The 9,621-nt window shown below is 71.5% G+C and carries 11 protein-coding genes; 7 read left to right on the forward strand and 4 right to left on the reverse strand.

Annotated elements, in window-relative coordinates; all coding sequences use genetic code 11:
• From QZ433_RS08325 to QZ433_RS08335, 3 genes are all read left to right on the forward strand, one after another.
• A partial coding sequence (locus QZ433_RS08325; RefSeq protein ID WP_295781830.1) for an exodeoxyribonuclease III occupies positions 1-401 on the forward strand: 401 nt, incomplete at its 5' end.
• Between the two features lie 136 nt (positions 402-537).
• Positions 538-963, forward strand: a complete 426-nt coding sequence (locus tag QZ433_RS08330; protein WP_295781833.1) for a YciI family protein — start codon at positions 538-540, stop codon at positions 961-963.
• A 6-nt stretch (positions 964-969) separates the two neighbouring features.
• The gene (locus QZ433_RS08335) at positions 970-2,202 is read left to right on the forward strand and encodes an RNA polymerase sigma factor (RefSeq protein ID WP_295781835.1); all 1,233 of its coding nucleotides are present in this window, start codon (positions 970-972) and stop codon (positions 2,200-2,202) included.
• A gap of 135 nt (positions 2,203-2,337) precedes the next feature.
• On the opposite strand, the gene QZ433_RS08340 is transcribed toward QZ433_RS08335, so the two are convergent.
• On the reverse strand, positions 2,338-2,910 hold the full coding sequence (locus QZ433_RS08340; RefSeq protein ID WP_295781838.1) for an NADPH-dependent FMN reductase: 573 nt from the start codon (positions 2,908-2,910) through the stop codon (positions 2,338-2,340).
• A gap of 143 nt (positions 2,911-3,053) precedes the next feature.
• Between QZ433_RS08340 and QZ433_RS08345 the strand changes: the two genes are divergently transcribed.
• The 4 genes from QZ433_RS08345 to QZ433_RS08360 all read left to right on the forward strand — a co-directional run bounded on the left by QZ433_RS08345 (position 3,054) and on the right by QZ433_RS08360 (position 7,169).
• Positions 3,054-4,313, forward strand: a complete 1,260-nt coding sequence (locus tag QZ433_RS08345) for a sensor histidine kinase (protein ID WP_295781842.1) — start codon at positions 3,054-3,056, stop codon at positions 4,311-4,313.
• Entirely contained in the window at positions 4,306-5,034 is a 729-nt protein-coding gene (locus QZ433_RS08350) for a response regulator transcription factor (RefSeq protein WP_295781846.1), read from the forward strand. The genes QZ433_RS08345 and QZ433_RS08350 overlap by 8 nt, the downstream gene beginning before the upstream one ends.
• Before the next feature lie 138 nt (positions 5,035-5,172).
• Positions 5,173-6,057, forward strand: a complete 885-nt coding sequence (locus QZ433_RS08355; protein ID WP_295781863.1) for an ATP-binding cassette domain-containing protein — start codon at positions 5,173-5,175, stop codon at positions 6,055-6,057.
• The gene (locus tag QZ433_RS08360; RefSeq protein ID WP_295781848.1) at positions 6,054-7,169 is read left to right on the forward strand and encodes an ABC transporter permease; all 1,116 of its coding nucleotides are present in this window, start codon (positions 6,054-6,056) and stop codon (positions 7,167-7,169) included. Before QZ433_RS08355 ends, QZ433_RS08360 begins: the two co-directional genes overlap by 4 nt.
• 86 nt (positions 7,170-7,255) lie before the next feature.
• On the opposite strand, the gene QZ433_RS08365 is transcribed toward QZ433_RS08360, so the two are convergent.
• The 3 genes from QZ433_RS08365 to QZ433_RS08375 all read right to left on the reverse strand — a co-directional run.
• Positions 7,256-7,636 carry a VOC family protein gene (locus tag QZ433_RS08365; RefSeq protein WP_295781851.1) on the reverse strand — a complete coding sequence of 127 codons (381 nt, stop codon included), beginning with the start codon at positions 7,634-7,636 and terminating at the stop codon, positions 7,256-7,258.
• A 16-nt stretch (positions 7,637-7,652) separates the two neighbouring features.
• Positions 7,653-8,366 (reverse strand): hypothetical protein, encoded by a 714-nt coding sequence (locus QZ433_RS08370; protein ID WP_295781857.1) that lies wholly within the window; start codon positions 8,364-8,366, stop codon positions 7,653-7,655.
• 38 nt (positions 8,367-8,404) lie between these two features.
• Positions 8,405-9,621 (reverse strand): glycoside hydrolase family 15 protein (locus QZ433_RS08375; protein ID WP_295781860.1); only part of this gene is annotated, 1,217 nt, incomplete at its 5' end.

Genomic DNA, 9,621 nt, shown 5'->3' on the forward strand with positions numbered 1-9,621 from the left:
CCGACCTGCCGCTCGCCCTCACCGGTGACTTCAACATCGCCCCCACCGACGACGACAACGGCGACCCCACCGTCGTCGAGGGCGCGACCACCCACGTCTCCCCGCCCGAGCGCGCGGCGTTCCGCGCTTTCGAGGCGGCGGGGCTGACCGATGTCGTGCGCCCCCTCATCCCCACCGGCTACACGTACTGGGACTACAAGCAGCTGCGCTTCCCCCGCAACGAGGGCCTGCGCATCGACTTCATCCTCGGCTCGCGAGCGTTCGCCGACGCGGTGCACGGTGCCGAGATCCACCGCGACGAGCGCAAGGGCGAGGTGCCGAGCGACCACGTCCCCGTCGTCGCCGACCTCGACCTGTCGGGCGGCGACGACGATGACGACCTGCCCATGATCTTCGGCTGAGCGCCGGGCGGGTGGCATCCCGAGATCTTCTTCCGGCACCCTGTCGATTCCGCCGGCCGCCGTTCGACGCGATAGTAGGGGGAAGCATTCGCTCCCCTCAGATCGCTCGACAGAGCACCGACGAGAAGAGTCCACGATGAAGTTCATGCTGATCATGCGCGGTACCGACGAGGCGTACGCGGCGTACAAGAAGCTCCCCTTCGAGCAGATCCTCAACGAGATGGGCGCCTACAACGAGGCGATGATCACGGCCGGGGTGCTCGTCGCGGGTGACGGCCTGGCCGACGACATGAGCCAGAACTTCGTCGTCGAGTTCGGCGGCGACGAGCCGCTCGTCACCGACGGCCCCTACGGCGAGACGCACGAGCTGTTCAACGGCTTCTGGATCATCGAGGTGTCGGGCAAGGCCGAGGCCGTCGAGTGGGCGCGGCGTGCGCCCCTCATCGCCGGCAACACGCTCGAGGTGCGTCGCGTCACGGACGAGACGGACTTCGCCGCCTTCGCCGACAACGAGTACCTCCGGAAAGAAGAGGGGTGGCGTGAGCAGCAGGCCTCGCGCTGACCTCGGGTGACCGACGACCTCTCGCGACGCGTCGCGGCGATCTGGCGCATCGAGGGCGCGCGGATCGTCGCGACGCTCGCGCGGGTGGTCGGCGACCTGTCCACGGCCGAGGACCTGGCGCAGGATGCCGTGGCCGAGGCGCTCGCGCAATGGCCGCGCGAGGGTGTTCCGCGCAGCCCCGGCGCGTGGCTCACGGCCGTCGCCAAGCGGCGGGCGATCGACGGGTGGAGGCGCGCGCAGAACCTGAGCGAGAAGTACGGGCTCATCGGCGCCGACATGTCGGAGATCGCGGATGCCGACTGGCAGCCGATCGACGACGACGTGCTGCGCCTGGTCTTCACCGCCTGCCACCCCGTGCTGCCGCGGCAGGCGCAGGTCGCCCTCACGCTCAAGGTCGTCGGCGGCCTCGACACCGAGGCGATCGCGCGACTGTTCCTCGTCTCGGTGCCCACGATGCAGCAGCGCATCGTGCGCGCGAAGAAGGCGCTGACGGCGGCGCGCGTGCCGTTCGAGGTGCCCGAACCGACCGAGTGGGCGGCGCGGCGGGACGCGGTTCTCAGCGTCATCTACCTGATCTTCACGGAGGGTTACTCCGCGAGCGGGGGCGACGCGGTGCTGCGCACCGAGCTCGCGCACGAGGCGCTCCGGCTGGGGCGCCTCGTGAACGGACTCCTCCCGCGGGAGCCGGAGGCGCTCGGCCTGTCGGCGCTCATGGAGCTGCAGGCCTCGCGCTTCGCCGCCCGCGTCGATGTCCACGGGGATGCCGTGCTGCTCGCCGATCAGGATCGTCGGCGGTGGGATCGCTCGGCGATCACCCGCGGGGCGACGCTGCTCGATCGGGCCGACGCCCTGGCGCGCCGTCGCGGCCCGTACCAGCTGCAGGCCGCGATCGCCCTCTGTCACACCGAGGCGACGAGCGTCGAGACGACCGACTGGGCGCGGATCGTGTCGCTGTACGAGGCACTCGGGCGAGTGGCGCCGAGCCCGGTGGTGGAGCTGAATCGCGCGGTGGCGGTGTCGATGGCATCCGGTCCCCTCGAAGCCCTCGCGATGGTCGATCGACTTCGGGACGCCGGGGCGTTGACGGGCTCGCACCTGATCCCCTCGGTCCGCGGGGAGCTGCTGTCGCGGCTCGGGCGCACGGTCGAGGCTCGCGAGGCGCTGCTCGCCGCGGCCGAGCGCACGCGGAACGGGCGCGAAGCGGCGCTGCTGCGCCGGAAGGCCGCCGCCCTGGGGTGAGTCGTTCTCGGAGGAACCCGCGATTCTCGGAGGATCGGCGCGGGAAGCTCCGAGCGGAGGGGCGTCCTCCGAGATTCGGACCCGGATGCGCGACGGCGGGGCCGGGGCGAACCCCGACCCCGCCGCGCGAGCCTCTCAGGCCGCGGGGACCTCGGCGGGAGCCGTGCGGGCGATGAGCGTCACGAGCGCCTCGATGATCGAGCGCAGGAACGCGGCCGTCCCCTCGTTCGTGACGGTGCCGTCCTCTTCGAACAGGCCGGGCGTCGACTGGATGTAACCCTCGGGCTGGCCCAGGACGAGTGCGTTGTAGTGCAGGAGCACGGAGCGCAGGTGCTGCTGACCGGCGGCGGTCGCGATGCCGCTCTGCGAGGTGCCGATGACGGCGGTGGGCTTGTCGTTGAACGACGCCTCGCCGTACGGGCGGGCCGACCAGTCGAGGGCGTTCTTGAGCACGCCCGGGATGGAGCGGCTGTACTCGGGGGTCACGATGAAGACGCCGTCGGCATCCTGGATCGCGCTCTTGAACTCGTTCGCGACCGCGGGGAAGTTCCCGTCGTGGTCGGGCGAGTAGAAGGGGAGATCCTTGATCGGGATCTCCTTCAGCGTCACACCCTCGGGCGCGACTTTCTCGAGCGCCTTGGCGAGGCGCCGGTTGATGGAGGTGCTGGAGATGCTGCCGACGATGTAGCCGATCGTGTACTCGGTCACGATGATCCTCTCGGGGAAGACGGGGGCGCGGCGCGCCCGAATGCATTCAGACGAAAGCATGACGGCGTCAGCGCTCTTCCTCGCGGGCTTGACTCCGCCGCGCGGGGGATGCGGGTATCGGGGGTCCCCCCTAGCGTGGAGGGATGCCACGGCTCACCCGCACCCAGCAGCGCGGCGACCTCGTCCTCGCGACCGTGCTGTTCCTCGGCGGCCTGCTGAGTGCCGTGCTGTCGTCGGTCTCGGGCCTGTACGGCGACGAGCAGGGGTCCCTCGCGATCGCAGTGGTCTACGTCGCCGTGCTGGCGATCCCGATCGCGGTGCGGCGCCGCTGGCCGTCCGTCACCGCGGTGGTCGTGTCGACCGCGTACTTCTTCGCGGTGACGTTCCGCATCCCCGAGCTCTACGCGGGCAACATCGCGATGTTCATCGCCCTCTACACCGTCGGCGCGTGGGAGCCGAGCCGCCGACGCGCCACGATCGTCCGCGTCGCGATCATTGTCGGCATGTTCGCGTGGCTGTTCGTCGTGATGTTCCAAGATGCGACGCAGCCCGTCGACCCGTCCGTCGAGGGCGCCTTCTCGCGCGCCGGGGCCTTCTCGCCCTTCGTCGCCTATCAGCTGCTCATGATCGGCGTGAACGCCCTGTTCTTCGGCGGGGCGTACTACTTCGGCGACCGCTCCCACCAGCAGATGCGCGAGCGCGCCGCCCTCGAGGAGCGCACCGCCGAGCTCGAGTCCGAGCGCGAGGTCACCGCGGCGCAGGCCGTGGCCCTCGATCGCGTGCGCATCGCCCGCGAGCTGCACGACGTCGTCGCCCACCACGTCTCGCTCATGGGCGTGCAGGCGGGAGTGGCCCGCTCCCTCCTCTCGCGCGATCCGGATGCCGCCCGCGACACGCTCGCGAGCATCGAGGGCTCGGCGCGGGAGTCCCTGCACGAGCTGCGTCAGCTGCTCGAGACCCTGCGCTCCCCCGATGCGGACGCCTCCCCCGACACGGCTCCGACCACGCACGGGCTGACCTCCATCCGCGCCCTCGTCGACGAGGCGGATGCCGCGGGCCTGCCGACCACCTTCACCGTCGTCGGCGAGCCCGGCAGCGATCCGCCCGCGCTCGTGCAGGTCAACCTGTACCGCATCGCCCAAGAGGCGCTCACCAACGCCCGCCGGCACGCCGGGCCCGGGGCGACGGCCGACGTGCGCCTGCGCTTCACCGCGGAGGCCGTCGAACTCGAGGTCTCGAACACGGGACGGTCCGGTTCGTCGACGCCCGGTCTCGGCCAGCGCGGCATGCGCGAACGTGCGGCCGTGTCGGGCGGCACGATCGAGATCGGCCCTCGTTCGCGCGGCGGATGGCTCGTGCGCGTGCGCGTGCCCCTGACCCCGGCGCAGGTGTCGCATGTCTGAGCTGCGCGTCCTCCTCGTCGACGACCACGCCATGATGCGTGCCGGATTCCGCACGATCCTGTCGCTCGAGCCCGACATCACCGTGGTGGGCGAAGCCGCGACCGGGGCCGAGGCGGTGGCCGCCGCGGAACGCCTGCGCCCCGACGTGATCTGCATGGACGTGCAGATGCCCGACATGGACGGCCTCGAGGCGACGCGCCTGCTCACCGCCGACCCCCGGTCGGACGCGGCGATTCTCATCGTCACGACCTTCGACCGCGACGACTACCTCTTCGCCGCATTGTCGGCGGGAGCGAGCGGTTTCCTGCTGAAGAACGCCGGGCCCGAAGAACTCGTCTCCGCGGTGCGGATCGTGGGCGCGGGCGACGCGCTGCTCGCCCCCGAGGTCACGCGCCGCGTCATCGAGCGCTTCACCGCGCAGGCGGCCGGGGGCGCGGCATCCGGAGTCTCGACGACGCCCGGCGCCGCCGCTGCCGCTGCCGCCGACATCCCCGCCCGCGCTCGCGCGGTCGAACCGCTGGTGCTGACCGAGCCGTTGACCGACCGCGAGAGCGAGGTGCTCGCCCTCGTGGCCGAGGCCCTCAGCAACGCCGAGATCGCCGCGCGCCTGTATATCGGCGAGGCGACGGTCAAGACGCACGTCTCGAACGTGCTGCAGAAGCTCGGCGCGCGCGACCGCGTGCAGGCCGTCGTGCTCGCGCACCGCCACGGTCTGGCCTGACGGCGACCGGTCCCTTCGACAGGCTCAGGGACCTCGGGGTCTCCCCCTCAGGGTGGAGGGCGACAACCCCACCGCGGGCGGAGGTGCGGGCACGCCTTCCTCCCTAGCGTGGTCCTCAACGAGAAGAAGGGATGCACCGTGCTCGAACTGGACGGCATCACCAAGAGCTACGGCGGTCGCCGCGTGCTCGACGACGTGGGCTTCACCGTCGCCCCCGGTCGCCTGACGGGCTTCGTCGGCGGCAACGGCGCCGGCAAGACCACCACCATGCGCATCGCCCTCGGCGTGCTCGGAAAGGACGCCGGTTCCGTCGCGCTGAACGGCTCCCCCGTGACGACGGCCGATCGCCGCCGCTTCGGGTACATGCCCGAGGAGCGCGGCCTGTATCCCAAGATGAAGGTCGCCGAGCACATCGCCTACCTCGCGCGACTTCACGGGTTCTCGAAGGCGGATGCCACCCGCAAGGCCATCGCGCTGCTGGAACGGCTCGGACTCGGCGAGCGCCTGGGCGACCTCGTCGAGACGCTGTCGCTCGGCAATCAGCAGCGCGCGCAGATCGCGGCGTCGCTCGTGCACGAGCCCGAGGTGTTGATCCTCGATGAGCCCTTCTCGGGGCTCGACCCGCTCGCGGTCGACGTGGTCGCGGGGGTCCTGCAGGAGAAGGCCGCCTCGGGTGCGGCGGTGCTCTTCTCGTCGCACCAGCTCGACGTGGTCGAGCGGCTGTGCGACGACCTCGTGATCATCGCGAGCGGCACCATCCGCGCCGCGGGCACCCGCGACGAGCTGCGGGCCCAGCACGCCACGCACCGGTACGAACTGGTCTCGCGCGGCGACGCCGGTTGGCTGCGTGAAGAGCCCGGCGTGCGCGTGCTCGACTTCGACGGCGGCTACGCGCTCTTCGATGCGGCCGACGACGCCACCGCGCAGCGCGTGCTGCAGGGGGCCGTGGCGCGCGGCGACGTCGCCAGCTTCGCTCCTCTCCGCCCGACCCTCGCCGAGATCTTCAAGGAGGTCATCCAGTGAGCACCTCGACCGCCGTCCCGTCCCGCCCGGGCGAACTGCACAGCATCTGGCTCGTCGCCGAGCGCGAGATCGGCTCGAAGCTGCGCAGCAAGCCCTTCGTGATCTCGACCGCCGTGCTCATCGTCGCGGCCCTCGCCTCGGTGCTGTGGGGCGGTTTCACCGCGGGTACCGCCGCGTCGAGCGGCATCCCCGTCGCCGTCACCGCGCAGACCCAGAGCGACGTCTCGGGTCTCGACGGCCTCGAGGTGACCGTCGCCGACGACGATGACGCCGCGCGCGCCCTCGTCGCCGACGGGACGGTGGATGCCGCCCTGGTGGCCGGCTCGTCGGACTCGTCGTTCGATTTCACCGTCGTGGTGAAGGACAGCGTCCCTTCGACGCTCCTGCAGATGCTGAGCGAGACGCCGCCGGTCGACCGGATCGATCCCGGGTCGAACGCGGCCGACGTGCTGCGGTACTTCATCGCGCTGGCGTTCGGCATCGTGTTCCTCATCGCCGCGACGACCTTCGGCGGGACGATCGCCCAGAGCGTCGTCGAGGAGAAGCAGACGCGCGTGGTCGAGATCCTCATCTCGGCGATCCCCGTGCGGGCGCTGCTGGCGGGCAAGGTGCTGGGCAACACGATCCTCGCGATGGCGCAGATCGTGCTGCTCGCGGCGGTCGCGGTCATCGGGCTCGCCGTGACCGATCAGGCCGGAGTCCTCACCGCCCTGGGCGCCCCCATCGCCTGGTTCGCGATCTTCTTCCTCTTCGGCTTCGTGCTGCTGGCCTCGCTCTTCGCCGCGGCGGCCGCGATGGTGTCCCGCCAAGAGGACATCGGGGCGACCACGACGCCGATCACGATGCTGATCATGGCGCCGTACTTCCTCGTGATCTTCTTCAACTACAACCCCGTCGTGCTCACCGTGATGTCGTACGTGCCGTTCTCGGCTCCGGTCGGCATGCCGCTGCGCATGTACCTCGGCGACGCCCAGTGGTGGGAGCCGGTGCTGTCGCTGCTCGTCCTGCTCGCGTCGTGCGTCGCGGCGATCGGCCTCGCCTCGCGCATCTATCAGAACTCGCTGCTGCGGATGGGGGCGCGCGTCAAGCTCGCGGAGGCGCTGAGGGGCTGAGGAGGCGCCCGCGACCCCGGGTGGGGCGGGAGCATGGGGAGGGATGCCAGGGCGTCGGCATCCCTCCCCGAGGCGTTTGTCGGCGATCATCCCTCCAGCACGGCGAGCACGTTGCCGGCCGGATCGCGGAACCACGCGATGAGCGGACCCCCCTCGCGCATGATGCCGCGCGAATCGGTGGGGAAGTCGGCGTCGTCGTAGATCTTCGTCTGCACGCCGCGTGCGCGCAGGTCGTCGACGGCGGCCTCGACATCGTCGACGGGGAAGTTGAGCACCGTGAACGACGCCGGCTCGTGATGCGGCTTTCCGTAGACGAGCACGCGTCCGCCGGAGGCGAGATGCAGGGCCAGGAAACCGGAGTCGTCGAGCACCTCGACCTCGAGGCCGAGCGTGTCGCCGTAGAAGCGTCGGGCGGCGTCGAGGTCGTCGACCGCGAAGCCGCTGAAGGCGCCGTCGGTGTGGAACATGATGGATCTCCTCGGTTCAGCGCGCCACGAACGCCGTGACACTGTCGGACAGGCGGATGGGGATGCCGTCGAGGGCCGACGGATCGGGTTCGCCGACCGCGACCGTGAGGTCGGCGTCGACGCCGAAGGCCGCCGAGGGGCCGGCGCCCCCGGAGGCGCAGCCCACCGACCACGGGCGATTGTCGGATGACGTGAACGTCGCGATGCAGATGCCGTCGCCGTCGTCGGGCTGGGCGAGGTAGATGCGGAAGTCGTCGACGGTCGCGATGTACCGCGTGCTGGACGGATCGATCCCGCTGTCGCGGAGGATGTCGGCCGAGATGACGTCCTCGACGGTCTGCGGGAAGGTCAGTTCCGGATAGGCCGCGGCTGCGGTCTGGGGGTCCACCGGGCCGGCGGCGGCGGGTGCGATGACGCCGGCCCCGATGGCGGCACCGAGGCCGAGGCACACCACCGCGCCGACCGCGGCGAGCGCGGCCCACAGCGCGGCTCGCCGTCGCACGGACGTGGGTGCGAGGTCGACGGTCTTCCGCTCTCCCGCTGCCGGCTGCGGATCGGCCGCGGGCTCGGCATCCGTTCCGTCGACGGTGCGCTCGGGGGCCGCGGAGGGCTCTTCGCGGTGACGGTCCTCGAGCTGCGCGAGGCGCGCGAGCAGCTCGGGCGTCGCCGACGCGCCGTCGACTCCGTAGACGCGTTCGCGCAGCGCCCGCAGCTCGACGTCGTCGTCCATGCGACGACTCTATGACCGCGCCGGGGCCCTCGGGGCGGTCAGCCCGCCGGATGCGGCCGCGTCTTCTCGAGGGCGTCCGCCGCGCCCACGAGGGCGAGGTGCGACAGCGCCTGCGGGGTGTTGCCGGCCTGACGGCCCGAGGTCGGGTCGTACTCCTCCGAGAGCAGACCGAGGTCGTTGGCGACCGCGGTGAGGCGGCGCATCAGGGCGACGGCGTCGTCGCGGCGACCGCTGTGCGCGTACTGCCCCACCAGCCAGAACGAGCACGCGAGGAACGGGTGCTCGTCGCCGCTCAGCCCGTCGACCCCGGTGGTGCGGTAGCGCAGCAACCACCCGTCGGGCATGAGCGTCTGCTCCATGCGGGCCACGGTGGCGAGCATGCGGGGGTCGTCGTACGCGCAGTACCCCACCTGCGGCAGGACGAGCAGCGAGGCGTCGACCTCGTCGGTCTCGAAGTGCTGGGTGAACCATCCGCCCGCGTGCACGCCGCGCGCGTCGATCTCGGCGCGCACCCCGTCGCGCAGCCGCCTCCACGTGTCGACCTCGCCCTCGTGTCCGCCCTGCTCCACGGCCCGGATGCCGCGGTCGAACGCCGCCCACACCATCGCCCGCGAGTGGGTGAAGAAGTGCGGATCGCCCCGCATCTCCCAGATGCCGAGGTCGGGTCGATCGACCCAGTGCACGAGCTGGTCGAGCAGCGCGCGCTGCAGGGACCACGAGAACGTCGTCTCTTCGACGCCCGCGTCGCGCGCCGCCTCGAGAGCGACCATCACTTCGCCGATGACGTCGGCCTGGTACTGATCGACCGCGCCGTTGCCGATGCGCACGGGCGCGGCTCCGCCGTACCCGGGCAGGCTCGTGATCTCGCGCTCGGGCAGATCGCGCTCGCCCGCGATGCCGTACATGATCTGCACGTCGGCGGGATCCCCCGCGATCGCACGCAGCAGCCAGGTGCGCCAGCGGTGGGCGGCGTCGAGGTAGCCGTGCTCGATGTAGGCGCTCAGCGTCAGGGCGGCGTCGCGCAGCCAGACGTAGCGGTAGTCCCAGTTGCGCGAGCCCCCGAAGGCCTCGGGGAGCGAGGTGGTCGCCGCCGCCACGATGCCGCCCGTCTCGGAGTGCGTGAGCGCTCGCAGCACCATGAGGGAGCGCGTGACCAGCGCGGCGTGGTCGCCGGTCGCCTGCACGCGATCGGCCCACGCGGCCCACCACTCGCGCGTGCGTTCGAGCGCCGCCTCGACATCGAACGCCGCGGGAG

The organism is uncultured Microbacterium sp., from assembly GCF_913776565.1.
Classification (GTDB): Bacteria; Actinomycetota; Actinomycetes; order Actinomycetales; family Microbacteriaceae; genus Microbacterium.

What these genes read in the sequence shown, in the direction of transcription:
- QZ433_RS08330 (WP_295781833.1), top strand. Translation starts at nt 538, where the DNA reads ATGAAGTTCATGCTGATCATGCGCGGTACCGACGAGGCGTACGCGGCG.
- QZ433_RS08345 (WP_295781842.1), top strand. Translation starts at nt 3,054, where the DNA reads ATGCCACGGCTCACCCGCACCCAGCAGCGCGGCGACCTCGTCCTCGCG.
- QZ433_RS08350 (WP_295781846.1), top strand. Translation starts at nt 4,306, where the DNA reads ATGTCTGAGCTGCGCGTCCTCCTCGTCGACGACCACGCCATGATGCGT.
- QZ433_RS08365 (WP_295781851.1), bottom strand. Translation starts at nt 7,636, where the DNA reads ATGTTCCACACCGACGGCGCCTTCAGCGGCTTCGCGGTCGACGACCTC.
- QZ433_RS08370 (WP_295781857.1), bottom strand. Translation starts at nt 8,366, where the DNA reads ATGGACGACGACGTCGAGCTGCGGGCGCTGCGCGAACGCGTCTACGGA.